This window comes from Listeria sp. ILCC797 (assembly GCF_900186185.1).
In the GTDB taxonomy this organism is placed as follows: domain Bacteria; phylum Bacillota; class Bacilli; order Lactobacillales; family Listeriaceae; genus Listeria; species Listeria goaensis.
Genome location: NZ_FYBS01000015.1, coordinates 1 through 24,730, shown reverse-complemented (window position 1 = coordinate 24,730; position 24,730 = coordinate 1). Strand labels below are relative to the sequence as shown.

Sequence of the window (24,730 nt, the reverse complement as noted above, 5' to 3'; positions counted from 1 at the left end):
AATAAAGCGCTTTTATTGTTATTATAAACATGTGTTTAAAAAATAAACAAAAGTTTAGAAATGGAGGTGTTCTCCGTGGAAAACGAAAATCAAAAAATGAACGAAAAGGAAGAAATTATTTTTAATTCTATCCGCAAAAACCCATACATTTCACAACAAGAACTTGCGGACATTTTGGACCTTTCAAGACCGACTGTCGCTAACTTAATTTCTGGTCTGATTCGAAAAGGGCGCATTCTAGGCAAAGCATACATTTTAAACGAATCGAAGCAAATCATTTGTGTGGGCGGCGCGAACGTGGACCGTAAATTTTATATGAAAGAAAAGTCGCAGCTTGGGACGTCGAATCCAGTTCGGTCTTCGCAGAGCGCAGGCGGTGTCGCACGGAACATTGCTGAAAACCTAGGACGTCTCGGCAAAGAAGTGATATTACTTACGGCATGCGGCGCTGATGCTGACTGGGAAGCGATTGTTCGGGCGAGCGATACGTATATGAATTTAGATTACGTCACCGCCTTTCCAAGTATTTCAACGGGTTCTTATACGGCTGTTTTGGAAGGAAATGGGGATTTGCTTGTGGCGCTTGCTGACATGGAAGCGTACGAACATCTGACGCCAGATGCACTGCGCAAAAATGAAGCCCTGCTCGCGCGTTCCAGTGCGATTGTCGCCGATTTGAATTGCCCGAAAGAGTCGCTTGCCTATTTAGGTAACTTTGCGGAAACAAGTCAAGTGCCACTCGTCTTAGTTCCCGTATCCTCACCTAAAATGGCGCGTCTTCCAGAAGATTTGCATCAAGTTACTTGGTTAATCGCGAACCGTGATGAAACCGAAACGCATTTTGGAATGAAAATTGAAAACGATGAAGCTTGGCGTTTAGCTGTTCAGAAATGGCTAGATACAGGGATTCAAAACGTCGTTATCACAAATGGGAAACACGGTGCAATGGCAGGAAATCAAGCTGAAGGGATTATTCATGAACCAGCAATTGTGGCGCCTGTGATTCGCGATGTGACAGGCGCTGGGGACGCTTTTTGTTCCGCTGTCATTTACGCTTGGCTTGAAGGGAAGACGCTTCGTGAAACGGTTCTTGCCGGGAGTGTCAATGCGTATAAAACATTGCTATCGGAATTTACAGTACGGCAAAATTTGTCGACATCTGAACTACAAAAAGATTTGGAGGAAATCAAATGAAAAACTATTTATCATTTTCAGAAGAAGTGAAGGCAGCAAAATTAGCAGGAAAACCTATTGTGGCATTAGAATCGACCATTATTTCACACGGTATGCCATATCCGCAAAATGTTGAAATGGCGCGCGAAGTGGAAGAAATCATTCGTGAAAATGGTGCTGTACCTGCCACAATTGCAATTATGGATGGGCAAATTAAAATTGGGCTTTCAGATGCGGAGCTAGAACTTTTTGCAAAAAGTGATAATGTGGCAAAAGTTTCCCGTCGAGACATCGGCTATCTTGTTGCCACTAAACAATTGGGGGCGACAACTGTTGCAGCGACTATGATTTGTGCAGAACTTGCTGAAATCGCGATTTTTGTAACCGGCGGAATTGGCGGCGTTCACCGCGGTGCTGAAACGACGATGGATGTATCGGCTGATCTTGAAGAGTTAGCAAAAACGAATGTGGCAGTCATTTGTGCTGGCGCGAAATCGATTCTTGATCTAGGCTTAACAATGGAATATTTAGAAACAAAAGGGGTTCCAGTAATTGGATACGCAACGGACGTGCTACCAGCGTTCTATACGCGCACGAGCGAAATTGAACTAACTATCCGTGCCGATGAACCAAAAGTTATCGCAGAAAGCTTGAAAGCGAAGTGGGATTTGAAAATTGACGGCGGCGCAGTCATCGCTAATCCAATCCCAGAAGCGCACGCAATGCCTGCTGACGAAATTAACGCAGTCATTCAAACGGCCTTGAAAGAGGCTCGGGAAAATGGCATTCACGGTAAGGACGTCACGCCATTCTTGCTCGCTAAAGTGAAAGAACTGACGGCTGGCAAAAGCCTCGAAGCCAACATCGAACTGGTGAAGCACAACGCTTTAATTGGTTCTCAAATTGCTGTCGCATATCAAAATCTGTAAAACTAAACGCTGTGGTTTCTTTAACTGAAATCATGGCGTTTTTTTGTTAAAATAAAAGTAGTGAAAAAAGGGGTGAAAAGCTTTGAAGATGGTGAGTGCATGTCTTGCGGGCATTCCTTGTCGTTACGACGGGGCGCATAAGGAAAATGAAACATTGAAAAAATTGGTGGAGAGTGGCGCTGCGATTTCGCTTTGTCCAGAAATGCTTGGTGGACTTCCCACGCCTAGAAATCCGGCTGAAATTGTGGGCGGAGACGGTAAGGACGTCTGGTCTGGTACGGCAAAAGTAGTGGATAATTTAGGTGCAGATGTGACGGAAATTTACAAAGAAGGTGCACGCAAAACGTTAGAGCAACTCCGCGAGCTTGGAATCGAGCAAATTATTTTGAAGGAAAAAAGTCCGTCTTGCGGTGCGTGTCAAATTTATGATGGCACATTTTCAGGGGAATTAAAAAAAGGTGTTGGTGTGACGGCGGCTTATTTGCAGCTCCACGGTTTGAGCGTCGTTTCTGATGAGCAATTTAGTAGTGAAAAGTGACGAAAGTTTTGATTTAAATTCTACAGATTGATATACTGATAGTGTTGGAAAAGAATACAATTTTGGAGTGAGGGTTTTAATTTTCACTACGAAAATTTGGGCTAAAGGGAGAGCGTTAATGATCAAGGGAAATGTAGAAGAACAGAGTAATAATGTGTTTTTAAATCAAGAAAAAGTCCAGTTTCAAAATTCAGAAGTGGTGTTTAATGGGAAGGACAACTTGCTGATTTTAGATGAGAATGTAACTTTGAGAAATTCAAAAATTATTTTTCATGGAGATCATTCGGTCGTATATATTAAAAAAACGCTTCAAAATCAAATTATGATAAATCTTAATATTCATGCAGGTTCTACAGTGTTTATCGACGAAGGAGCTTCTTTTAATGGCGTTTTAAATGCGATTATATCAGAACATCAAAATCTTATCGTTGGAAAAGATGCGATGTTTTCTTTTGGAAGTTGGATACGTACGTCTGATGTACACCCCATCTATCAAATTGAAAGCGGGGAGCGGTTAAACAGACCGGCATCCGTTTTAATAGGGGACCATGTATGGATTGGACAAGATGTTAAGTTGTTAAAAGGTGCTACAATTGGTTCTAGCAGCATTGTTGGTGCTAATGCAATTGTCACGTCTGTTGTGCCGAATAACGCTGTAGTAGCAGGAAATCCAGCTAGAGTCGTGAAAGAAAGTGTTTTTTGGGAAAGGCCTTCGATGCATCTCGTACATCCTAGCGAAAATGTCACGAAAGAAGTAGAAACGAATAAATTTATTTTTAGTGGACCTTCAACGCAAAGTGTATGGAAAGATTTAAGTCAGGCGCTGTCTAATAAGCGTAATTCTTTTGAAAAGAAAACGTTGATTGACAGCATAGATTCAAATTCCAAGCTTTGCTGTTACGTTGAAAAGAAAAATAAAGGCGTTTTCGGGAAATTTAAAAAATAAGAAAATCTGATCTAAGACATAATAAAAAACCACGAAGCTAAAAGGTTTCGTGGTTAAATTTTTGCATTAAGCGCGCTTTTCGAGCGGCGAACTCATTAATTCGCCACGGTTTAGGTGAGAGCGTAAGGATGCCTTCTTCTTCGAGTCTCCGCAAGTTAGTCGCCACATAGGCGCGCGCTAAATTGGCGTAGTTTCCTAAAATCTTTTGGGTGAAAAAATAGGGAATGAGGCACGCGCCGTCATCCTCCATTCGACCAAATTGAGCGCCAATGCGAATTAAAGCGGCTAGGATTTTTTGGTCGGAAGGTAGTTGCGCCTCGGCTTCCCGTAGCAAGATTGGCTGAACGATGCGATTCAATTGTGCAAAAGCAGAAAACTCTGAGTGGCGTTTAAAGCGGCTATGCGCGTAATCGCGCGGAAAACGGTGCACAGTCATTTCGCTAATGGCCGTATACGTAACGGGTGAAACCGCATCTGGTTCGATGTGGAGAAATCCGATGCCTTCCCCTTTCCCGCAAAAAGATAAAATGCTATCTTCTTTACATGTATTTTTGCTCATTGCGGCTACGCCTTCTGTCACTATGTAAAAATATGGGTGATTTTCGCCTTCAAGGAGGATATTCTCCCCGCGCTTGATGCTTAAGCGTAAATACGGAAGTTGTGCTGCATCCGCTTCATATAAAACCTCTGCAAGACTGGGCTTTTGCGCCTCTCTTGTCCCTTTTTCTAAAACCATAACCGAGTCCCCTTTTCTCAGTATTTGATTTTTATTATACGGGAGAAAAAGGGGATTTTGAATTATTTAGACTGTGTAGTGTTGAGCGTTTCCTTCGTGTTCGGCGTGTTGTCAGGAAGGAGTTTGCTTTTGATGAGCTGACGGCGAATTTTAAGTCCGATGTAGCCGGCTAAAACGGCTTTGATGATGCCTGGAATGATAAACGGGAATACGCCCGTGAAAAAAGCGGCGCCAAGCGTCATGCCTGCGCTAATTTGCAACCAAAACATGCCGAACAGGAGCGTCACAAAAGCTCCGAGAATATTGGCGATGGCGGCATTCAAATTGGTGTAGCCAAACTTGTCGAGCAGAAAGCCGGTCAAAAAGGCATTGCCGATGAAGCCAATAATAAATCCGCCGGTGACGCCTAGAATGATGCCAAGTCCAGCTGTCATTCCTTGGAAAACCGGGATGCCAAACGCGCCAAGTAGTATGTAGACGGTGACGGAAATTGTGGCATGGCGGGCACCTAGAATGGTGGCGGCAAGCCCAACTGCGAATGTTTGGCCGGTAAATGGAATGGGGCCAAGCGGAATAGCTATTTGAGCTAAAATCGCGATAATGACGGCAAAAAGCGCGTCTACGATTAGAAATTTTAATTTTGTATTAGGCAAATTGTTCACTCCTTAATGTTAACTTTTATTTTTAAAGGTTAACATTAAATGCGTTTTTTTTCAAGAAAAAAAGGGTATGGAAAGAGAAGCGAAATCTTAAAGGGGTGTTCAAAATGACTGTAAACGTTAGAAAGGCAAGGCTTGAAGATGCGGCAGCAATTCAGCAAATTGCAGAAAAATCTTGGCACGACACGTATGAAAATATTATTCCAGTTGATGTGCAAGATCATTTTTTAAATAAATTTTATAATTTGGAAACGCTTAAAAATCGAATTGGCGCTACGGCTTTTGCGGTCATTGAAAAAGAAGGGGATGTCATTGGCTTTGCGAATTTCGTGGAACTTGCCAAAGGCAAAAGCGAGCTTTCGGCGTTTTATTTGGATCCAGCTTTAAAACAAAAAGGCTTTGGTACGAGGCTCCTAGATGAGGGTATGAGCCTGTTTCATTTGCCACTTCCGATGTATGTGAATGTGGAGCGGGGAAATGACGCGGCGTATCATTTTTATTTGCGTAAAGGTTTCGTCGTGGAAGAAGAGTTTGACGATGATTTTTACGGCTATACGCTTGCGACGATTCGGCTTCATTTGACGCATCATGTGGAAGAGGACGAGTAATTTGTAAAATAAACAAGCATACATCTAGTAATCAGGCCATTTCTAAAAATGGATTTTACTGGATATATGCTTGTTTTTTATTTTCGGGCGATTTTCTTTTTAGTATACATCTGCACGGAATCGCGTTCGATTAACTCGGTTGCAATGGAGAGTTGGACGAATTCGCTTTCTGAATGACGAATACGCCAGTTCATGAGGTCGACGGCTTTCTCGCCCATTGCACTTAGGTTGGTACACATCGTTGTCAGTTTTGGATTGCTTAAAACCGTGAATTCGGTGTTATCAAAGCAAATAATAGAGAAGTCTTGTGGAATTGTATACCCTTTCGACTGCAAGTATGTATTTAAAATAAAGCCGAGACCTGAGTTAACGCAAAACCAGGCGGTTGGAAACTCATCCAACTGGTCTAACGTTTTATAGAGTGCAGTTTGTTCCTCTTTAATCCGCGTGATTGTAAAAGCAGGGTTAAGGGGGATTTCTGCGGTTTTGAGTGCCATTTTATAACCTTCGAAGCGCTCCGCATAGCTTGGAGAAAACTGGATATCTCCTAGAAAACCGATTTTTTCATGTTGTTTTTGGATAAGGTGTTCGACGGCGAGAAACGCGCCGTCTTTATTTTGCGTTAAAATTGCATCCGCTTTTAAGTGCGGGTGGTGATGGTCAATTAAGATGGTGGGATGTTTCAATTCTATGACTTTCAAACTATAGGCTGTATTGATGTGCGAAAGTAGAAAAACGCCCGACCACTCTTCGGTTTCAAGCTCAATTGGCAAGATGCCTTTTTCAGCTTCGATTTCTCCAATTGGGAAAATAAAAAGTTCAGCTTGTTCGATTAAAAGTTGATTTTTTATGCTCGCAATGATTTCCCCAAAAAAACTCTTTTGCGCCAACGCGAATGAACTTGCAAGCAAAGCATATCTCTTTTTAACGACCTCGCGCGCAATTTCTTTCTTATATTGGTAACCTAGTTCATCTGCCATTTTAAAAACAGCTAGTTTCGTTTTTTCACTTACCCCGTTTTTATTGCCGAGAGCCTGAGATACAGAATTTTTCGTAATGTTAAGACGATCAGCAATATCTTGCATCGTAATTTTTTTCATAAAAGCTCCTTCTTTTACGACATAATAATTCTATTATAGCCAGAAAATAGTTTTTTTGCAAAGGAGAATGTAATTTTATAAGTATTTTTATGAATAATTTTGATATGTGTTGAAATTTTATCGTTTTTATGCACTTTTATTAAGTTTTATTAGAAAAGTAATTGTTGACATTACAAAATTGTAATGCAATAATGTAATTGTTTATAAAACGCTTACAATTATTGAAGTAGGAGGAGTTAGTAATGAAATTCAAAAAGTTAGTTTATGCAGCACTTAGTGTCGTGGCAGCGGGCTCGATTTTAGCCGCTTGTGGATCAGGTGGAAGCGAAGCCAATGATGATGGAAAAACGAAAGTAACTTTTTGGGCAGCACCAAACCCTACCCAAGTGAAATTTTGGAAGGAAATGGCGACAGCTTATGAAAAAGAAAATCCTGATGTAAAAGTAGAAGTGACTCAAATGAAAGAAAGTCCGTCTTCTGAAGCGACTATCCAATCGGCTATCGCATCAAAAACGGCTCCAACCATTTCAGAAAACATCAACCGTAGTTTTGCGGCTCAATTAGCTGACAGTAAAGCGATTTTACCTGTTAACAAAGTGGCTGGTTATGACGATGTTGTGAAAGAAAGAAATATGACGGAAAGCATGAAAGCTTGGACATTCTCGGATAAAAATCAATACGTCTTACCTGTATACTCGAACCCAATTTTATTCGGTTGGCGTTTAGATACATTGAAAGAACTTGGCTATTCAGAGCCGCCAAAAACATATAGCGAAGCACTTGAAGTGGGGAAAAAACTAAAAGCAAAATATCCTGACCAAGTTTTATGGGCAAAAGGTGATTTGTCCGATCCGACTGCATGGATGCGTTGGTTCGACTTCTTCCCGCTTTATAACGCGGCATCGAACGGTAATGCTTTTGTAGAAAATAACAAACTTGTGGCCGATAAAACAGCAGGCGTAGGATTACTTGACTTCATGGGTACGCTAGCAAACGAAAAACTACTGTTGACTGGTGAAGTAACAGATCCTTTTGAAACTGGAACAAGTATTATGACGGATCTTGGACCTTGGACATTCCCGAACTGGGAGGAAAAATATCCTGACTTGAAATATGGTGAAAACTATACCGTTACAACACCTCTTGTGCCAGATAATATGAAAGATTCAACAGATGTTTCCACTTATTCAGATGCAAAAGGTATTGTGTTTTATGCAAGTGCAACAAAAGAAGAGCAAAAAGCAGCGATGGATTTCTTGAAATTCGTTTATAGTGACGACAAAAATGACTTGAAATTCCTTGAAACAACAAACCTAATTCCAGCACGTGACGATGCAACGGAAAACGAAACATTCCAAGCATTCTTTAAAGAAAATCCGCAATTAGAAGTATATGCAGCGAATGTTAAAAATGCGATTCCAGCGATGGATAACGCGGATTACAACGATATTCAACAAGTTATCGGAGAAGAAGCGTGGAATCCAGTTGTAAAAGGTGAGAAAAAAGGCGCGAAAGCTTGGAGCGATATGAGTAAGCAAATTAATAAGGTGCTTGAAGATGAAAAATAAAAATAATAAATTGGGCTGGTTTTTTACTAGCCCATACCTCATCTTTACCGCAATATTCTTTCTAATTCCGTTAGTGTGGGCCATCTGGCTCTCGCTAACGGATTGGAATATGATGAGCCCGGACATAAACTTTGTTGGGCTTGATAATTTTAAAAAGGCGCTTACGAGTTCATCTGTTCATGCAGCGTTTTTCGTCACATATAAATTCTTGATTGTGTTTGTTCCAATGGCGCTAATCTTATCAATGCTAGTTGCCGTCTTAGTGAATGGATTACCTCGGTTTAAAGGCCTCTATTTAGTTGCTTTTTTCCTGCCATATTTATCTTCTGGCGTTGTAACATCCCTAATTGTAAAAGGTTTGTTGTCTTATAACAGCCCGTTAAATGTCTTTTTAAGAAATAATCTTGGCTGGGATATTGACTGGCTAGGAACGCCGATGTCAGCGTTATTTATTATTTCATTAATGATTGCTTGGAAGATGTCGGGGTACTACGCGCTGATTTTAATTTCAGGGCTTGCGAGTATTAACGATGAAATTTATGAAGCAGCGGCAATGGACGGTTCCGGTCGGTTCCGCACGTTTTGGAAAGTCACCATACCGATGCTCTATCCAGCACTCTTTACAGTGCTTGTCCTAGCTGTTGGTGTGAGCTTTGGTATTTTTACAGAAGTTTACCAGTTAACAGGCGGTGGACCGAATTTTGCTACCAATACGTGGCAGATGGAAATTTACAACCAAGCGTTTATTAACTTGAAATCTGGCTATGCGTCAGCGATTTCGCTTATTGCGGCAGTTGTGACGTTTGCATCAATCGGCGTTATTAAAAAACTTTTAGAAAAATGGGGTGAACGAAATGGTTGGACGTAATAGAAAAAGCGGGAAGATTATTCGTTATATTTTAACGACGCTTCTTATGCTCATCATGGTATATCCATTCATTTACCTTGTGCTTAACTCGTTTGCCGCATGGGATCAAGTCGATAAAAAACTTATTCCGACAGAATTTTCCTTGCGTTCGTGGCAGTGGTTGTTTGGTGATGCAGTAACAGCGGCGCCAGCACCGTGGATTCATTCGTTCATTAACACCGTCATCGTATCTACTATCGCAACAGGACTCATGCTACTCTTCGGTTTGACGGTTGGCTATGCACTTGCAAAAGTCAATTTTCGGGGAAAAAACTTTGTTAATAATGCGATTCTCTTCCAAATGTTCTTTCCAGCGATTATTTTACTTATTCCACAGTTCTTAATGATTACAAATGTCGGTTTGCTCGATAGTTACGCTGGAATGATTATTCCGACTGCGCTTAGTTTGTGGGCCGTTTTCATGTACACAAACTTCTTTAAAGCTATTCCAGATGCGCTCATTGAGGCGGCGCGTTTAGACGGAGCAAGTGACTTGAAAATTCTCTTTAGAATTGTACTGCCAATGTCAAAATCTATCACAACCGTTATTTTCCTATTTTTATTCACGGATAGATGGACGAATTTACTTTGGGATTTGCTAGTTTCAAAAAGCGACTCAACCGTTACATTAAACGTGTTGATTTCCCAAATGTTTGGACCTTACGGGACGTATCCAGGACCAATGTATGCGGCTTCTGTTTTATTAACTGTTCCGCTTATTATTTTGTTCCTCTGCTTCTCGAAAAAATTCCAAGAAGGCATGCAATTTACATTGAAATAAAGTGAGGAAGACAATGCGTTGGTTTGAAAAAAGTGTGTTTTATGAGGTTTATATGAAGTCATTTTGTGACGGGAATGCGGACGGATTTGGTGATTTTATTGGTTTAAAAGAGCGACTTCCTTATTTGCGGGAGCTCGGTGTGACAGGACTTTGGCTCACGCCATTTTATCCTTCCATGCAAGTTGATAATGGCTACGATGTGTCCGATTATATGAATGTCGACCCGATTTACGGGACAATGGCAGACTTTCGCGATTTTATGACGGCGGCCAAACAAAATGGTATGGCGGTCATCATTGATATTGTTTTGAATCATACGGCGATTAATCATAGCTGGTTTAAAGCGCATCCGGAATACTATGTTTGGAAGGAGGCGCCAAACAATTGGGAGTCCTTCTTTGGTGGTTCTGCTTTTACGTATAGTGCCGAACAAAATGCGTATTATTATCATAGTTTTGCGAAAGAGCAGGTGGATTTAAATTGGACGAAGCCGGCTGTAATGCAAGAAGCGAAACAAATTTTGCAGTTTTGGTTAGAGGAAGGTGTAGCTGGGTTTAGGTTTGATGTGATTAACAATTTAACGGTAGACACAACGTTTCCAGATAACCCGTTTGACGAGTTAGGCGAAATGATTCATAAGTTTGACCGTAATCAGCCGGGTGTTCAGGCGGTTATAGCAGAACTAGCGAGCTTTTGTCGTGCTTGCAAGCCAGATGTGTTTTTGGTTGGTGAAATTAGTTCGGACGACTTGAACGAAATTGCGTCCTACAGTCGAAACGATTTGCTGGACGTTACATTTAATTTTAACTTCGGAAGCATTGAAAAATTGGCTGTAACGAAAATCTTTGATGAATTAGTGCGTATGGAAGAAGTGCTTCCTGAGCGGTTGCCAACGTTGTTTTTTGGGAGTCACGATATGGGGCGCTTGATGTCGCGCTTAGCGAATGAAAATAGAAGTGTGGCGAAGCTTTTGGCGTTCCTCATGCTGACGGCGCGGGGAATTCCGTTTATTTATAATGGCGAGGAAGTGGGCATGCGAAACCAAGTTTTTGGAGCCATTCACGAATTGCGAGATATTCAAGGGATGCAAGCTTATCATTTGGCGCTTCAAGACGGGGCGAGCGAGCAGTCTGCGCTAGAGGTGGCAAATCAAAAAACGCGCGATGTAGGGCGTGGTCCGATGCTGTTTGCAGACGGGAAGTCATTTTCGGAAGGGAAACCTTGGATTTTAGGAAGAAATGAAACCGATTTGGATAAATTGGAGATGTTCCGCTATTATAAACGTCTGCTGGAATTCCGAGGACAAGCGGGTTTTCAAACGGAAGCGTATAAAAAGCTTGTTTTGGAGGAAGACGCGATTCAATATGTGCGTGGGCGCTATTTATTTGTGGCAAACTTTGGCGAAACGGATTTTTCTATTAAAAAGAGTGGGAAATTGGCGTTCGGCGAAGCGATGCAAAGTGAAAATTATTTTATTGTAAGTCCGTTTAGCGGCGTAGTGATAGAGTTGGAGGCGTAAAATGCAAAGTGCACGTGAATTATTAGAAGTATCCAGAAAAACAAAAAAAGTTGGCGATAGCAAAAAAATCACATTTTTGGGTGTTGATGGATTTGATGTTTACAATATTACCGCGCCGTTTCAACTCGAAGGGCGCAAAATGATTGCTGGGAGGGTTGAAAAACGCGATAGTGAGGCGTCGTTCATTGCCTTTTTTGAAGAAATCGATTTGACGACGTACAAGCGGATTCAAGGCGCGACGGAGCTTGAACTTCAAGATCCATTTATGACATTTATTGATGGGGAACTCATTTTAGGCGGCGTTGAAACATTTCCAAGTCCTGAAGATGCCACAAAACTGAGCTGGCGCACGAATTTTTATAGCGTAAAGGCTTTAAATGAAATGACTTTGTTTTTCTCAGGACCAAATGGCATGAAAGACTTGCGCTTGAAACAGCTTCATAATGGTGAAATTATGGTTTTGACACGGCCGCAAGGTGAAAAAGGCGGTCGTGGGAAAATTGGACAGTTGCGAATTCGTTCGTTAGATGAATTGACGATAGCGCGTATCGAAGCGGCGCCGCTTTTAAATGGCAATTTCAGCAACGAGGACTGGGGCGGCGCGAACGAAATTTACGAACTTGAAACGGGTGAAATTGCCGTTTTAGGTCATATTGCTTTTTTTGATGAAGAAAATAATCGCCATTATTATCCGCTTGTTTTTTGGCTGGAGGACGATACGATTTGCCGGCCGAAAATCATTGCGGAGCGGTCAGATTTTATAGAAAGTCCTGCTAAACGCGCTGATTTAGTCGACGTTGTTTTTAGTGGTGGTCTTGTGTTTCAAAATGAGAACGCGATTTTATATGCTGGCATAAGTGATGCTAGTGCGCAGTATTTAGAACTTGATAACCCTTTTAAGAAAGTAGGAATATAAAACATGAATATTTATCGTTATGAAGAGAATCCTTTGATTACACCACTTGATGTTGTACCGTATCATGATGGCTATGAAGTTATCGGTGCATTTAATGGTGGTGTAGCGAAATACGGAGATGAAACACTCCTTCTCCTTCGCGTAGCTGAAAAACCAATTGCGACGCATGAAAATGAAGTCGTTGCGCCTTATTTTAACGTTCAGGAGCAAAAATTGGAGCGCGTTTCTTTTGATAAAAATGACCCAACCTATAATTTTGATGACCCACGTATGATTCGCCATAAAGATCATTTAGGCGGTTTCATTTATTTAACATCGATTTCCTACATTCGAATTGCTCGCAGTAAAGATGGACATCATTTCACGCTCGACAAAGAGCCGTTTTTATATCCGTTTAATGAATATCAAACGTTTGGCATTGAAGATGCACGTGTGATGCAGATGGAAGATACTTACTACATCACCTTTAGCGCGGTTTCAGAATGCGGCGTGGCCGATGCGCTAGTCACAACAAAAGATTTCAAAACGTATGACTACAAAGGCAATATTTTTGCGCCTGAAAATAAAGACGTTCTTCTTTTTCCTGAGAAAATTAACGGCAGTTATTATGCGTTGCACCGTCCCAGTGCAAAAAATATCGGCGAGCTTGATATTTGGTTAGCTTCTTCGCCAGATTTAGTCAACTGGGGGAACCATAAACGCCTGATTGGTGTTCGCCAAAATAGTTACGATGATGGTCGTGTTGGAGGCGGTTGTACGCCGATTAAAACGGAGGCCGGCTGGCTTGTTTTATACCACGGGGCAACTAAAGGGCACCGTTATGTTATGGGCGCGGCGCTACTCGATTTAAACGACCCGTCTATTGTTTTAAAACGAACAACAGAACCATTCTTAGAACCTGTTGCGGAATACGAAAAGAACGGCTTTTTCGGCGATGTAGTTTTTGCATGCGGCACGATTCAGGAGGGCGACCTGCTTAAAATGTATTACGGCGTAGCAGATACTTCGATGGCTGGCTGTGAAATGAAAATTAGCGATTTATTAGAACATCTGGAGCGGACGTCATGTTTAGCGAAGTAGAGCTTTCGAGATGGCAGAACGCAAAACTGCCAGCGGAACTTGAAAACGATTTGAAAACAAGTCGCGACTTGCACGACCAGTTTTATCGGAATCTAGAATTTGGTACGGGTGGAATGCGCGGTAAAATGGGGGCTGGGCCCAATCGGATTAATATTTATACCATTCGTCGCGCGGCAAGCGGCCTAGCAGAATATTTGCGTGAAACGGGCGGGCGGCAAAAAGGCGTTGCGATTTCGTTTGATTCGCGAATTCATTCGCGTGATTTCGCTCTTGAAACCGCCCGCGTCTTAGCGGCAGCAGATATCCCCGTTTTTTTATCCGAAGAATTGCGACCGACGCCAGAACTTTCCTTCATGGTGCGCGAATTTCAAGCGGCAGCGGGCGTTATGATAACGGCAAGTCACAACCCGGCAGCTTACAACGGCTTTAAGGTGTACGACGAAACGGGTTGCCAAATTACGCTAGAAGCCGCGAATCGCATTATGCAGTTTATGGAAGAAAAGGCAGATTTATTTGCGATACCGGTCGAAGCGGCCGATTGCCCACTGATTTCATGTGTAGGGGATTCGATTGACGAGGCGTATTTAAAAAACGTTCAGGTGGTGACGCACCGTCCAAATCTCATTACGGATTTTGGAAGCCACTTGAAAATCGTTTATACCCCGCTGCACGGAAGCGGCCTAAAGCTCGTTACAGAAGGACTTAAAAATGCCGGATTCAAAAACCTCACGCTAGTCCCCGAACAAGCCAAGCCAGACGGCCGTTTTCCGACAGTTGTCTCGCCGAATCCAGAAGAATTAGCCAGTTTTGAATTAGCTTTCAAACAAGCGAAGGAACAAAATGCTGATATTGTTTTGGCGACTGATCCTGATGCAGACCGACTTGGTGTAGCTGTTTTGGACGATGGCGAATACAAAATTTTGACGGGGAACCAATTAGGGGCGCTCATGCTGCACTATCTTCTTGCCGCAAAAGGCGAAGTAAGCGAAAATGATGTCCTGGTGACTACCGTTGTGACGAACGATTTAGGACGGAAAATGGCTAACCATTACGGCGCGCGGCACGTTGAAACGCTAACCGGCTTTAAATTTATCGGCGAACAAATTGCTGGCTTTGAAAAAACAGGTGAACACTTTTTATTCGGTTATGAAGAAAGCTACGGCTATTTAGTTGCGCCATTTGTACGCGATAAAGATGCGATTCAGGCGGCGCTTTTAACAGCAGAAATGGCGCTTTATTTCAAAGAAAAAGACATGTCGCTCTTAACCGTTTTGGATAGGCTCTATGATGAATTTGGTTATCATAAAGAAGCGCTAACGAATTTGGCCTTTGAAGGTGAAGATGGCACAAACAAAATGAATGAATTATTGACAAGATTGCGTAAAGAAACCGTTTTTCCAAATGTCGTACAAAAAATTGATTTTGCAAGCGGCAATTTAGGGCTGCCAAAAACGAATATGTTGCAATTTGATTTTGCAAACGGTGAACGCGCATTTATTCGCCCTTCGGGAACAGAACCAAAATGTAAAATTTATTTTCAAGTGGTTGAAGATTCTGCTGAAAAGGCTGAATTAGCACTTCAAAAGCTGACCGAAAATATACTTACACATATATAAAAGGAAGCCAAGATAATCAAAAGTCTTGGCTTCCTTTTTTTATTGCCGTATACTGAAAATGAAAATTGGTATAGTTTGTGGAGAAAATGTGGAGAAACGATGTATAAGATTATACGTATATTGGTCTAGTGTACTACAATGAGATTTTTTCGCCGCCTAAATCCGCGGAAGCTTGTTCATGTTCTGCGATGCTAATCGTTTCTTTTGCGCTTTCAAGTGGGACTGCTAGGCTAGGGTCGCGACCATTTAAAAGTGCGTCGGCGAAATGTTTAATCTCTAAATAATAGCCGTCTTCTTTATTAATGGCTGGCTGAAACTTTTCCCCTTCTTCTGGGTAGTCTGTTAAAATGCCGTTTTCTAAAATAATTGTTCCTGTGTCAAAGTTAATGCGGTAGCGCATTTCAAAGCCGAACTCGCCGTTTATTGTCCAGTCATCTTGTGCGTTTACGACTTTTCCGTCGGCATAGTGGTAGTTAGAGGAAACGATATCGTAGCCACTCCCTTTGAAAATCACTTTGCCAGTTGTGGAAACAGCTTCGGGCTTGCCAAATAGCCAATTGATGGTGTCAACATCATGGATATGCTGATCGAGTAAGCAGCCACCTGATTTATCTTTTTGCAGCAACCAATTTTCAAACGACCATTTTGGTGTTCCGCCACCCCTGAAGAATGAAGCGCTTACAACTTTGCCGTAGCGACCGCTCTCGATAGTTTCTTTCACATATTGATAGCTAGGGAAGAAACGAAGCGTTTGGCCAATCATTAGTTTGCGGTCATATTTTTTCGCAGCTTGAATCATTTCTTCGCAGGCAGTTTTTGAGATGGCCATTGGTTTTTCGCAAAAAACATGCAAGCCGAGCGACATCGCAAGAACTGATTCTCTCGCATGAAGATAGGTAGGTAAACATAAATCTACATAGTCCAAGTCTTCTTTTTCGGCCATTTCTTTTAAGCTGGAATAAAAACGGAATTTTGAGAAGTCAATTTGTTTGCCGTGAACTTCCAGATTTCCTTCTACTTGTGCACCGCTATGTTTGGTTTTATCAACATCACAAATTGCGACAAGTTCAACTGGGAACCCTTCATCCATTAGACGTATGTAATTTTGCAAATGAGCGTGCCCCATAAAACCGAGCCCAACAAGACCAACTTTTAGCATGATAAAGCCTCCGTTTTGATTTGTATTTCACAAACTTGCTTTTTTAAAACAAGAAAGTGATTGTACTAATACCTTACACAGAAAGTGATATTGTGATATTTAGAATCAAAGACACAAATTTTATAAAAAAAGACTAAATGTTAAAAAGAGGCTTTTCAGATTGCTTTTTGCCTGTAATAATCAAATTAAGCCAAGGGAGGCTTCTGGAAATGATAAACAGTGATTTCTTAATGACACTTGAGCCGATGAAGCGATTGCTTAATGTGGAGAGTATTGTAACCGTTTACTATTTCGAGTTTTCTAAGAACTATTTGTATGCTGGGGAGAAACATGATTTTTGGGAAATGGTCTATGTCGATAAAGGCGAGCTAGAAGTTTCAGCAGATAAGGAAGGTTATGAATTAAAAGAAGGCGACATTATTTTCCATAAGCCAAATGAATTTCATAATTTATGGGCAAACGGGATTACTGCACCGAATGTTCTTGTTGTAAGCTTCGTCTGCAGCTCAGAAGGAATGCATTTTTTTGAAAATAAAATCATGCGTCTTGCAACTGGTGAGCGAGAACTGCTTGCGAAAATGTTACAAGAAGCGAAAGGTGTATTTAAACCCGAACTAGGTCGACTTTATTTAAAAGAAACGCGGCTGGATCACCCGCGAATTGGCGCCGAGCAAATGCTGTACATTTATTTAGAGCAGTTTTTAATCCGCTTGATTCGCGATGAAACGACCAATGTTAATCAAAAAAGAATTAGTATAGCAACCAAAAAAAAGTTTGAGAAATCAATTGTAAACGACATTATTCAATTTATGAATGACAATTTATACGGGCATCTTTGTTTAGACGACATTTGCCAAGCGTTCTTTTTCAGCAAGACGTACTTAAAAACGATTTTTAAAAAAGAAACAGGCTACACAGTAATGAATTTTTTTAAAATGTTAAAAATGGAAGAAGCGAAAAAATGTATTCGAGAAAACAATCATACCTTTACGCAAATTGCACAAAAACTAGGCTTCGATTCGGTGCATTATTTTTCGAACAGCTTCAAAAAACAGACTGGGCTTAGCCCGAGCGAATATGCCAGATCCATTCAGGCGCTCGAAACAAAATTGCGTGAAGACGGGGAAGGAAGATAAATGTGGGAGTGAAATTTGGAGTTGTTGGTCTCGGGAATCGCGGAAGCAAGTTTGCCTTGCATTCCATCATACCACATCCTGATTTTGAACTTGTGGCCATTTCAGATGCGGACGAAAGAAAGTTTGTGCTATTTGAAGATTTCGATGTGGAAGCCTACACAAATTACGAAGATTTACTCCAAAATAAAGAGGTTGAGGCGGTTTTTATCGCGACGCCTGATGACACACATGCAGAATTGGTAATAAAAGCGGCGCAGGCTGGGAAGCACATTTTATGTGAAAAGCCACTTGAAGTGTCCCTTGAAAAAGTAAACGAAATCGAAGCTGCACTTGCGCGTTTTCAAGGGGTTTTTCTTGTAGGTTACGTCCTCAGATATGCGCCGCTTTATTATAAAGTGAAGCAAATCCTTGCCGCGGGAACGATTGGGCGCATTTGGCTCGTGAACGGCACGGATCATATTCATTACGGCGGTTATGCTTTTTTTCACGACTGGCACCGCGATAAAGTGCGTTCTGGTAGCTTGCTTTTGCAAAAAGCAACGCACAGCTTAGATATTTTGAACTGGTTGATAAACTCTGAACCCGTGCAAGTTTCAGGGCTCGGTGGATTAGAAGTTTTTGGAGAAAGGGGAGCGAAGGAAAAATTTGGCGCGCCCTTACAAAAAAAATTGCATTGCCGAACTTGTCAAATCAAATGGAGCTGCGAGGAAAGCCTCTTAAACATAAAAAAATATAAAAATATCGAGTGGCAAAAAGATTGGCCAGATGATTGCGTATTTGATTCTAGTGTAAATGTAGATGACCATCAAGCGCTTTTAATTCTTTATCAGAATAATACGAAATTGACCTATTCATTATGCCAATTTTCGGCGTTCTACAGACGCGAGTTTCAGTTTTTCGGTACAAAAGGAGAGCTATATTTCGATGATGAGCGAAATGAAATTGTGATAAACGACCGCTTGAATTCGGAGCAAACCATGATTCATGTACCAGAACTGGCTGGCCACGGCGGTGGTGACGATGAAATGTTGCTAGATTTCTTAAAGTGTATTGAAAGTGGGGCAAAACCGCGTTCCAATTTGGGAAGCAGTGCATCTGTATCGAGGCTTGTCATTGCAGCGGAAGAGGCCATTAAAGAAAATAAAATTATACGTGTGGAGGGATGATGTTGGAAAACGAAGAGCGTTTAGCAGTGAAACTTGCGAGGGCAAAGAAGTTGGGGCAACTTACGTTTTTTCGGTATTTTCTAGTGGAACCAATTGCGGAAGAGACGGCGCGGATAGTACGGATTGAAGAAGTCTATGCTTTTATGAAGGGGATTCAAGAAGGCGAGGCTGAAATTATGTTTTCGAGTATCGGTAAAGATAAAACGGTCTTTCTCGTAACGGGAAAGTGGGGAAATCGGGCGCATTTTAATGTCATGCTGGATTTTAGTGGCCATAATTCATCGAAAATCAAGAAATTTGAAATTGCCGGCCTAGAGGGACTGTTCCAATTTGACACGACTACGGAAAATGCTTTTTATTCGAACTTTTTAAATACTGAATCCGTCAAGGATCATAGGGTGCCTAGTGCGCAAGGAAGACAGTTGTTTGAACTGATTTTATCCGAAAAAGTAATAGATTTAAGGAGGTTGTCGTTTTGAAAATAGGCATTATTGGGACGGCACACATGCATGCCGAGAGCTACGTGAAACATTTGCGAACGCTTGATGTTGAAATTGTTGGCGCGTTTGATAGGAATAACAGCCGGCTTGCGGAGTTCTGCAAGCGCCACAAATTGCCGGCATTTAAAGAGTTAAATCGTTTGCTAAAAAGTGACATTGATACAGTTTTAATTTGTTCGGAAAATGCGTTTCACGCTGATTATGCGGTGGCATCAGCCATGTACGGGAAACATGTCATCGTGGAAAAACCGATGGCGCTATCCGTTTCGGAAGCTGACAAGATGATTCTTGCGTGCGAAAGTTCCAAAGTCAAATTGATGGTGGCACACCCCGTTCGCTTCTCCAAGGTAATGCAGGAGCTTAAAGCAAATGTTGATGCCGGAAACATCGGACGCGTGCTCGCAATTGATGCGACGAATCATGGGAAAAATCCGGGCGGCTGGTTTACTGAACCCGAATTGTCAGGCGGCGGTGCCATTATCGACCACACCATTCATATGGCGGATATGGTTTATGCGCTGTTTCAACCTAAAATTGAAAGTGTTTTTGCGACAAGTGAGAACTGGACGGAAGGGGCTGCCGTGGAAGATACAGGGCTACTTCATATCCGCTTTCAAGACGGCGTTTTCATGAGCTTAGACACATCTTGGAACCGTCCAGAAGCCTATCCCGTTTGGGGCGATGCGTCGCTTGCGCTAGTCACGGAAAATGGTTACGTCCATGTTGATGGCTTTGGCCGCAAGGGCCTTCGCTATACGGAAGAAAAGCCAATTCATTTTGACTATTATGAAACAGATATGGATTTTCTCATGCTAGAAGCGTTTAAAAAAGCGGTTGATGAAGGTTTGCCGTCGCCAGTACCAGGCGCTGCAGGGAGATTCACGGTGCTGCTCACAAAAATGGCTTACGCTTCCATTGAACAGGAGAAACTGATTTACTGGGAGGATATAAGATGAGGAAGGGAATCAATAGTTGGTGTTTACCAACAACGCTCACGAGGAATGAAATTTTCCAAGAAGCAAAGGCAGCAGGTTTTGAAACAATCGAGCTAAACATGGCGGATGCGCATGCCGACGCGAACTTCGCGGATGAACTGGGCCTTGTAGATACAGAAATTTTAACGACTGAAACGACAGAACAAGAACTTTTGGGGTTAAAAAATCTGTCAGAGAAATTTGCGCTACCGATTTCAAGCGTGGCTACAGCGCTTCATTGGTCGTATCCTTTAAATGCTAATGATGAGAAAGTGCGGGAAAAAGGCAAAATGATTGCTAGAAAAATGATTGATGCATGCCACATTCTAGGTGGCGATACGGTTTTAATTGTTCCCGGCGTTGTGACAGAGGACGCTGATTATGCGACTTGCTACGAGAGAGCAAAAGAAGCGCTCCTTGAACTGGCCCCGTATGCAAAGGAAAAAGGCGTTGTCATTGGCGTGGAAAATGTGTGGAATAAATTTCTGCTTAGTCCGCTGGAAATGAAGCGGTTTATTGATGAAATTGGCGATCCGAATGTAAAAGTATATTTTGATGCTGGAAATGTGTTGCAATTTGCTTATCCAGAGCAGTGGGTTGCTATTTTAGGGAGCCGCATTCAAAAAGTGCATATTAAAGATTTCTCAAAAGTTATTGGCAATATTCATGGTTTCACAGGCTTACTCGCAGGCGACATGAACTGGCCGAAACTTATGGAGTCCCTTCAAACAATTGGTTATGACGGCCCTCTTACGTGTGAATTAACCCCGTATAGGGAGAACCCATTGCAACTTTCAAGAGATGCGAGCCAGGCAATGGATTATATATTAGCTTGTTATAAAAAATGAGAGGAGCGATTTTGAGATGAAAAGAAAAGGATGGACAATTGTGTTAGTGATGTTGCTTCTAAGTTCAACACTCGCAGCATGTGGGGGCAGCGGCGGAGGTGGCGGCAAAAATTATGGCAGTGGAAATGTGGAAATCGAGCAAGTAAATTAACGCCCTAGAAGGAGAAGTTATCCGCCGCATCTTTCGCAAGGTGAAGCGGATTACATATTAACCAACCATAACAAAAAGGAAAGGGGTTATTTTAACATGAAAAGAAAAAGTTGGGCAGTTGCTTTAGCTGTATTACTTTTAAGCCTAGTACTTGTGGCGTGTGGAGGAGGAAGCAGTAGTGACGACGGCAGCGGAAGTGATCAGAAAGTCATCACGTATGCACTTTGGGATAAAGAACAAGCACCCGTTTATCAAGAAATTGCAAAAGATTTTGAAAAAGAAAATCCAGATGTAAAGGTGAAATTTGAAATTACACCCTTTGCACAATATTTTACTAAACTGGAAACGGCCATCACGGGAAAAAATGCGCCAGATGTATTTTGGGTCAATATCCCACGAGCGCCAGATTACATTAACAACGGCGTTTTAATGCCAGTTGACGATGTGAAATTTGATAAAGATAAAATTCCTGAACAATACTTAAAAGCTTATTCAAAAGACGGAAAATTATACGGCGTACCAAAAGATTTTGATACAAATGCTCTCTTTTACAATAAAAAAATGTTTGATGATGCAGGAATAAGCTATCCCGACGACACTTGGACATGGGCAACGTGGCAAGATGCAGCGAAAAAGCTTACAAAAGCAGATGAGAATATTTATGGCTTAGCAGCGCCACTCACTTGGCAAGGCGGCTATTATGACACCATTTATCAAAATGAAGGAAGCCCATTTGTGGATAAAGGAAAGAAATCAGGCTTTTCAGATCAAGCGACCATTGATGGCGTTGATTTTTGGTACAGTTTTACAAAAAATGGCTCAGCAACCCCACTAAAAGATATGGCAGGGACAACAGGGTCCGAGTTGCTCCTTAATGGCCGAGTTGCAATGTCGGTCGAAGGTTCTTACATGGTACCCGTTATTTTTAAGGAAAAATATGGAAAAGATAACATTGACGTAGCTCCGCTTCCAAAAGGGAAGACGCGCGCGACAACTTCCAACTCACTCGCGAATGTCATTTCAGCAGGGACAAAAAATGAAGATGCCGCCAAGCGCTGGGTCGCATTTTTATCCACAAAAGAAGCAAGTGAAAAAGTAGCCGAATCAGGCGTTGTTATTCCAGCGTACCAAGGTGCAGCTGATGCATGGATTAATGCCTATCCGGACAAGAATTTAAAAGTTTTCACAGAAGCGGTTGATTATGCGGTGCCACTACCAAATACAAAAAACAGCTCCGCGGCCATCGCAATTGAAAGTGACGTTCTCTCGAAAGCATGGACAGGTGAGGAGAGCATTGAAGCCGCCTGCAAAGAACTCGCAGATAAAGCGAACGCGCTATTAAACAAATAATGAATAAGGACTGATAAGCATGGCAAAACAAACACTTTCTGTGAAAAAATATAAGAAAAGAGATATGCTATCTGCCTTATTTTTTGTTGGTCCGCTTTTTTTGGGGCTACTCATTTTTTACTTGATACCAATGGTTCAAAGCGTATTTTATTCCTTTACGGAGTGGGGCATGTTTGGCGGCTACAATTTTACTGGCCTTGCCAATTATAAAAAAATGATTGCCGATCCAGAAGTGTTGAAAGCGCTAAAGAATACGCTAACGTATGCTATTTTCACAGTACCAATTGCAATGGCGATTTCCATTTTCATTGCGACGCTACTCAATAATAAAATTAAAGGCGTCACGGCCTACCGGATGATCTATTTCTTACCCGCCGTGACCATGACGTCCGCCGTCGCGATGATATGGAAGTGGATGTTCAATTCACAATACGGGATTATCAACCAGTTCCTAGGCCTATTTGGCATAGATGGCCCAGCTTGGCTAACGGATTCGAATACCGCGATGATAGCGCTCATCATTGTTGGCGTTTGGAGTTCGCTCGGCACATCCATCGTGATTTACTTAGCAGGCTTACAAGGCGTGCCAACAACATTTTATGAAGCCGCTGAAATGGACGGGGCAGGACCAATACGCAAATTTTTCAAAATTACACTGCCGCTTTTAACACCAACGATGTTTTTCAATTTAATTACATCTCTCATTTCAGCCCTTCAGGTGTATGATTTAATTTTCCTAATGTACAGCCAAACAAATCCAGCACTTCAAGACGTGCAATCACTCGCCTACCTTTTCTACAAAAATGCCTTTATTTTGAATGACAAAGGTTATGGTGCCGCAATTACAGTCGTGCTACTCATGTTAACGCTAGTGATTACCGTAGTTAACTTTGGCCTACAAAAAAAATGGGTTCATTACCAGTAAAGGAGTGGAAAACGTGCTTAAAAATCGCTATTCCAAAAAATGGCTTGTCCATCTATTGTTGATTCTCGGGGCCTTTATGATGGTTTTCCCCTTTTTCTGGATGATTATGACATCACTAAAGACGACTGCAGAATCCATTGCCATTCCGCCGACCATTTTCCCAAGTGAATGGCAATGGCACAATTATAAAGACATCTTTGTCATTTTTCCGTTCGGGAAGTTCTATTTAAATACATTCGTTTCGACCGCAGTCATTACAATCGGCCAAGTTTTCCTTTGTGCCATGGCCGCCTACGCCTTCGCGCGAATTAATTTCCCGTTTAAAAATGCGCTATTTATTTTAATTTTGTCGGTTTTAATGGTACCTGCTCAAATTTTCCTTATTCCACAATATTTGATTATCCAAAACATGAACTTACTCAACACCATTCCGGCGCTATTTATTCCCGGATTGTTTTCAGCCTTTGGAACGTTTTTACTCCGGCAGTTCTTCATGACGATTCCAAAAGAAATTGAGGAGGCGGCCATTATTGATGGCTGCTCGCGCATCAGGGTTTTCTTTAGCATTATTTTGCCGCTTTCGCGCTCTGCCTTAGTGTCCTTGGCAATTTTCGCACTATTATATGGCTGGAATTCGCTACTTTGGCCATTAATTGTCAACACATCTACCGATAAAATGACGCTTTCCGCCGGACTTGCTTCATTAAGTGGGCAGTATGCAACGAATTATCCACTCATCATGGCGGGTTCATTCCTAGCGATTATTCCACTCATCATCGCATTCTTAATATTCCAGAAACAATTTATTGAAGGAATTGCGCTGAGCGGCTCGAAGAATTAAAAGAAGCGAGAAAACGAGTTTGGGACATAGTTAGACTTTGTTCCATAAAAAAGGAAAATAGACAAGCAAAAAATCCAGTAATTATGCCATTTTTGAAAATGGATTTTACTGGATTTTTTCTTATTTTTCATTTATGTCCCAGTCTCGTTTCTTTGAGTTTGAATGCAATTTGCTAAATTATAACTTCCACGTGTTATAATGAAAATGGATGCATTTATAAAACAACCAAGAGGTGATGAACATGATTAAAATTCAAATTAGCGAAAGCGAACTGCGGACCCATGCCGGCGACCTACGGGAGGCAAGCGGCGGGGAAACTTATCAGACCTTACGCGAGCTAGAGGCGCAACAAGCCGAGCTTCGAAAGGCGTTGTCATCATGAGCCGGATTAGTATTGCCGAAGTACGTGCCTTTCAAGAAGCCTTACAAAAGGCCAATGCCACCATGCGTGCTCGTATTCAAGCGGTACAAGCAAGTGCCTTTCGTTATTCGGCGGATTATTTCTTAGACGGGCAAGCGATTCAAGCTTCCCAGTATTATTTTCGCGAAACCTATCAGACGGTAGGCGGGAGTTTGCTTGAAATTTTAGATACGAGTGAAGCAC

Annotated in this window: 27 protein-coding genes; 23 read left to right on the top strand and 4 right to left on the bottom strand. The window is 41.8% G+C overall.

The annotated features are described in order from the left end of the window. Nucleotides 1–75 precede the first annotated feature (75 nt). The 4 genes from BN1609_RS12755 (at nucleotide 76) to BN1609_RS12740 (ending at nucleotide 3,586) form a co-directional block, all read left to right on the top strand. On the top strand, nucleotides 76–1,194 hold the full coding sequence (locus tag BN1609_RS12755) for a carbohydrate kinase (protein WP_088809419.1): 1,119 nt from the start codon (nucleotides 76–78) through the stop codon (nucleotides 1,192–1,194). Next, nucleotides 1,191–2,102, top strand: a complete 912-nt coding sequence (locus BN1609_RS12750) for a pseudouridine-5'-phosphate glycosidase (RefSeq protein WP_088809418.1) — start codon at nucleotides 1,191–1,193, stop codon at nucleotides 2,100–2,102. The genes BN1609_RS12755 and BN1609_RS12750 overlap by 4 nt, the downstream gene beginning before the upstream one ends. 82 nt (nucleotides 2,103–2,184) lie before the next feature. Then, nucleotides 2,185–2,640: a DUF523 domain-containing protein gene (locus BN1609_RS12745; RefSeq protein WP_088840931.1), complete on the top strand. Its 456-nt coding sequence runs from the start codon at nucleotides 2,185–2,187 to the stop codon at nucleotides 2,638–2,640. A 118-nt stretch (nucleotides 2,641–2,758) separates the two neighbouring features. Continuing rightward, nucleotides 2,759–3,586, top strand: a complete 828-nt coding sequence (locus BN1609_RS12740; protein WP_088840930.1) for an acyltransferase — start codon at nucleotides 2,759–2,761, stop codon at nucleotides 3,584–3,586. A 37-nt stretch (nucleotides 3,587–3,623) separates the two neighbouring features. On the opposite strand, the gene BN1609_RS12735 is transcribed toward BN1609_RS12740, so the two are convergent. Then, nucleotides 3,624–4,322 carry a Crp/Fnr family transcriptional regulator gene (locus BN1609_RS12735; RefSeq protein ID WP_088816410.1) on the bottom strand — a complete coding sequence of 233 codons (699 nt, stop codon included), beginning with the start codon at nucleotides 4,320–4,322 and terminating at the stop codon, nucleotides 3,624–3,626. Between the two features lie 62 nt (nucleotides 4,323–4,384). Then, nucleotides 4,385–4,975: a biotin transporter BioY gene (locus tag BN1609_RS12730; RefSeq protein WP_088809414.1), complete on the bottom strand. Its 591-nt coding sequence runs from the start codon at nucleotides 4,973–4,975 to the stop codon at nucleotides 4,385–4,387. Between the two features lie 113 nt (nucleotides 4,976–5,088). Here BN1609_RS12730 and BN1609_RS12725 point away from each other — a divergent pair, with 113 nt between their 5' ends. After that, nucleotides 5,089–5,589 carry a GNAT family N-acetyltransferase gene (locus BN1609_RS12725; RefSeq protein WP_088809413.1) on the top strand — a complete coding sequence of 167 codons (501 nt, stop codon included), beginning with the start codon at nucleotides 5,089–5,091 and terminating at the stop codon, nucleotides 5,587–5,589. Between the two features lie 77 nt (nucleotides 5,590–5,666). Here BN1609_RS12725 and BN1609_RS12720 read toward each other — a convergent pair whose 3' ends face one another. After that, nucleotides 5,667–6,689 (bottom strand): substrate-binding domain-containing protein, encoded by a 1,023-nt coding sequence (locus BN1609_RS12720; protein ID WP_088816409.1) that lies wholly within the window; start codon nucleotides 6,687–6,689, stop codon nucleotides 5,667–5,669. 242 nt (nucleotides 6,690–6,931) lie between these two features. Here BN1609_RS12720 and BN1609_RS12715 point away from each other — a divergent pair, with 242 nt between their 5' ends. The 7 genes from BN1609_RS12715 to BN1609_RS12685 are packed head-to-tail and all read left to right on the top strand — an operon-like array spanning nucleotide 6,932 to nucleotide 15,076. Then, nucleotides 6,932–8,257, top strand: a complete 1,326-nt coding sequence (locus BN1609_RS12715) for an ABC transporter substrate-binding protein (protein WP_088809411.1) — start codon at nucleotides 6,932–6,934, stop codon at nucleotides 8,255–8,257. Continuing rightward, nucleotides 8,247–9,125, top strand: a complete 879-nt coding sequence (locus BN1609_RS12710; protein WP_088816407.1) for a carbohydrate ABC transporter permease — start codon at nucleotides 8,247–8,249, stop codon at nucleotides 9,123–9,125. The genes BN1609_RS12715 and BN1609_RS12710 overlap by 11 nt, the downstream gene beginning before the upstream one ends. Then, on the top strand, nucleotides 9,112–9,945 hold the full coding sequence (locus BN1609_RS12705; RefSeq protein ID WP_088809409.1) for a carbohydrate ABC transporter permease: 834 nt from the start codon (nucleotides 9,112–9,114) through the stop codon (nucleotides 9,943–9,945). Before BN1609_RS12710 ends, BN1609_RS12705 begins: the two co-directional genes overlap by 14 nt. 13 nt (nucleotides 9,946–9,958) lie before the next feature. Then, nucleotides 9,959–11,464 carry an alpha-amylase family glycosyl hydrolase gene (locus BN1609_RS12700; protein WP_088816406.1) on the top strand — a complete coding sequence of 502 codons (1,506 nt, stop codon included), beginning with the start codon at nucleotides 9,959–9,961 and terminating at the stop codon, nucleotides 11,462–11,464. A gap of 1 nt (nucleotide 11,465) precedes the next feature. Beyond that, nucleotides 11,466–12,380, top strand: a complete 915-nt coding sequence (locus BN1609_RS12695; RefSeq protein WP_088809407.1) for a DUF1861 family protein — start codon at nucleotides 11,466–11,468, stop codon at nucleotides 12,378–12,380. A gap of 3 nt (nucleotides 12,381–12,383) precedes the next feature. Further along, nucleotides 12,384–13,460 (top strand): glycoside hydrolase family 130 protein, encoded by a 1,077-nt coding sequence (locus BN1609_RS12690; protein ID WP_088809406.1) that lies wholly within the window; start codon nucleotides 12,384–12,386, stop codon nucleotides 13,458–13,460. Next, entirely contained in the window at nucleotides 13,445–15,076 is a 1,632-nt protein-coding gene (locus BN1609_RS12685; protein ID WP_088825958.1) for a phospho-sugar mutase, read from the top strand. Before BN1609_RS12690 ends, BN1609_RS12685 begins: the two co-directional genes overlap by 16 nt. A 133-nt stretch (nucleotides 15,077–15,209) precedes the next feature. On the opposite strand, the gene BN1609_RS12680 is transcribed toward BN1609_RS12685, so the two are convergent. Next, complete coding sequence (locus tag BN1609_RS12680) at nucleotides 15,210–16,235, bottom strand: Gfo/Idh/MocA family protein (RefSeq protein ID WP_088840929.1); 1,026 nt, start codon at nucleotides 16,233–16,235, stop codon at nucleotides 15,210–15,212. Nucleotides 16,236–16,444: 209 nt separating this feature from the next. Between BN1609_RS12680 and BN1609_RS12670 the strand changes: the two genes are divergently transcribed. The 11 genes from BN1609_RS12670 to BN1609_RS12630 form a co-directional block, all read left to right on the top strand. Continuing rightward, nucleotides 16,445–17,371, top strand: a complete 927-nt coding sequence (locus BN1609_RS12670; protein WP_088816421.1) for an AraC family transcriptional regulator — start codon at nucleotides 16,445–16,447, stop codon at nucleotides 17,369–17,371. An 8-nt stretch (nucleotides 17,372–17,379) separates the two neighbouring features. Next, nucleotides 17,380–18,537: a Gfo/Idh/MocA family protein gene (locus BN1609_RS12665; protein ID WP_255377388.1), complete on the top strand. Its 1,158-nt coding sequence runs from the start codon at nucleotides 17,380–17,382 to the stop codon at nucleotides 18,535–18,537. Next, a complete protein-coding gene (locus BN1609_RS12660) occupies nucleotides 18,537–19,016 on the top strand; it encodes a hypothetical protein (protein WP_240310420.1) in 480 nt (159 codons plus the stop codon). Before BN1609_RS12665 ends, BN1609_RS12660 begins: the two co-directional genes overlap by 1 nt. Then, nucleotides 19,013–19,993, top strand: a complete 981-nt coding sequence (locus tag BN1609_RS12655; protein ID WP_088840928.1) for a Gfo/Idh/MocA family protein — start codon at nucleotides 19,013–19,015, stop codon at nucleotides 19,991–19,993. The genes BN1609_RS12660 and BN1609_RS12655 overlap by 4 nt, the downstream gene beginning before the upstream one ends. Then, nucleotides 19,990–20,859, top strand: a complete 870-nt coding sequence (locus BN1609_RS12650) for a sugar phosphate isomerase/epimerase (RefSeq protein WP_088809400.1) — start codon at nucleotides 19,990–19,992, stop codon at nucleotides 20,857–20,859. The genes BN1609_RS12655 and BN1609_RS12650 overlap by 4 nt, the downstream gene beginning before the upstream one ends. Nucleotides 20,860–20,875: 16 nt before the next feature. After that, complete coding sequence (locus BN1609_RS14130) at nucleotides 20,876–21,010, top strand: hypothetical protein (protein ID WP_255377387.1); 135 nt, start codon at nucleotides 20,876–20,878, stop codon at nucleotides 21,008–21,010. Between the two features lie 96 nt (nucleotides 21,011–21,106). After that, nucleotides 21,107–22,360, top strand: a complete 1,254-nt coding sequence (locus tag BN1609_RS12645; RefSeq protein WP_088816403.1) for a sugar ABC transporter substrate-binding protein — start codon at nucleotides 21,107–21,109, stop codon at nucleotides 22,358–22,360. A 19-nt stretch (nucleotides 22,361–22,379) separates the two neighbouring features. Further along, nucleotides 22,380–23,285, top strand: a complete 906-nt coding sequence (locus BN1609_RS12640; protein ID WP_088816402.1) for a carbohydrate ABC transporter permease — start codon at nucleotides 22,380–22,382, stop codon at nucleotides 23,283–23,285. Between the two features lie 13 nt (nucleotides 23,286–23,298). After that, the gene (locus BN1609_RS12635; protein WP_088809397.1) at nucleotides 23,299–24,126 is read left to right on the top strand and encodes a carbohydrate ABC transporter permease; all 828 of its coding nucleotides are present in this window, start codon (nucleotides 23,299–23,301) and stop codon (nucleotides 24,124–24,126) included. Between the two features lie 241 nt (nucleotides 24,127–24,367). Continuing rightward, nucleotides 24,368–24,508 carry a hypothetical protein gene (locus BN1609_RS13940; RefSeq protein ID WP_159458335.1) on the top strand — a complete coding sequence of 47 codons (141 nt, stop codon included), beginning with the start codon at nucleotides 24,368–24,370 and terminating at the stop codon, nucleotides 24,506–24,508. Continuing rightward, on the top strand, nucleotides 24,505–24,730 hold a 226-nt coding region (locus tag BN1609_RS12630), incomplete at its 3' end, for a hypothetical protein (RefSeq protein ID WP_369821891.1). The genes BN1609_RS13940 and BN1609_RS12630, both read left to right, overlap by 4 nt.

Coding starts and splice junctions, on each gene's coding strand:
- BN1609_RS12695 (WP_088809407.1), top strand. CDS start 11,466: ATGCAAAGTGCACGTGAATTATTAGAAGTATCCAGAAAAACAAAAAAA.
- BN1609_RS12640 (WP_088816402.1), top strand. CDS start 22,380: ATGGCAAAACAAACACTTTCTGTGAAAAAATATAAGAAAAGAGATATG.
- BN1609_RS12700 (WP_088816406.1), top strand. CDS start 9,959: ATGCGTTGGTTTGAAAAAAGTGTGTTTTATGAGGTTTATATGAAGTCA.
- BN1609_RS12735 (WP_088816410.1), bottom strand. CDS start 4,322: ATGGTTTTAGAAAAAGGGACAAGAGAGGCGCAAAAGCCCAGTCTTGCA.
- BN1609_RS12670 (WP_088816421.1), top strand. CDS start 16,445: ATGATAAACAGTGATTTCTTAATGACACTTGAGCCGATGAAGCGATTG.
- BN1609_RS12705 (WP_088809409.1), top strand. CDS start 9,112: ATGGTTGGACGTAATAGAAAAAGCGGGAAGATTATTCGTTATATTTTA.
- BN1609_RS13940 (WP_159458335.1), top strand. CDS start 24,368: ATGATTAAAATTCAAATTAGCGAAAGCGAACTGCGGACCCATGCCGGC.
- BN1609_RS14130 (WP_255377387.1), top strand. CDS start 20,876: ATGAAAAGAAAAGGATGGACAATTGTGTTAGTGATGTTGCTTCTAAGT.
- BN1609_RS12725 (WP_088809413.1), top strand. CDS start 5,089: ATGACTGTAAACGTTAGAAAGGCAAGGCTTGAAGATGCGGCAGCAATT.
- BN1609_RS12715 (WP_088809411.1), top strand. CDS start 6,932: ATGAAATTCAAAAAGTTAGTTTATGCAGCACTTAGTGTCGTGGCAGCG.
- BN1609_RS12660 (WP_240310420.1), top strand. CDS start 18,537: ATGTTGGAAAACGAAGAGCGTTTAGCAGTGAAACTTGCGAGGGCAAAG.
- BN1609_RS12740 (WP_088840930.1), top strand. CDS start 2,759: ATGATCAAGGGAAATGTAGAAGAACAGAGTAATAATGTGTTTTTAAAT.
- BN1609_RS12680 (WP_088840929.1), bottom strand. CDS start 16,235: ATGCTAAAAGTTGGTCTTGTTGGGCTCGGTTTTATGGGGCACGCTCAT.
- BN1609_RS12720 (WP_088816409.1), bottom strand. CDS start 6,689: ATGAAAAAAATTACGATGCAAGATATTGCTGATCGTCTTAACATTACG.
- BN1609_RS12685 (WP_088825958.1), top strand. CDS start 13,445: ATGTTTAGCGAAGTAGAGCTTTCGAGATGGCAGAACGCAAAACTGCCA.
- BN1609_RS12750 (WP_088809418.1), top strand. CDS start 1,191: ATGAAAAACTATTTATCATTTTCAGAAGAAGTGAAGGCAGCAAAATTA.
- BN1609_RS12650 (WP_088809400.1), top strand. CDS start 19,990: ATGAGGAAGGGAATCAATAGTTGGTGTTTACCAACAACGCTCACGAGG.
- BN1609_RS12645 (WP_088816403.1), top strand. CDS start 21,107: ATGAAAAGAAAAAGTTGGGCAGTTGCTTTAGCTGTATTACTTTTAAGC.
- BN1609_RS12710 (WP_088816407.1), top strand. CDS start 8,247: ATGAAAAATAAAAATAATAAATTGGGCTGGTTTTTTACTAGCCCATAC.
- BN1609_RS12690 (WP_088809406.1), top strand. CDS start 12,384: ATGAATATTTATCGTTATGAAGAGAATCCTTTGATTACACCACTTGAT.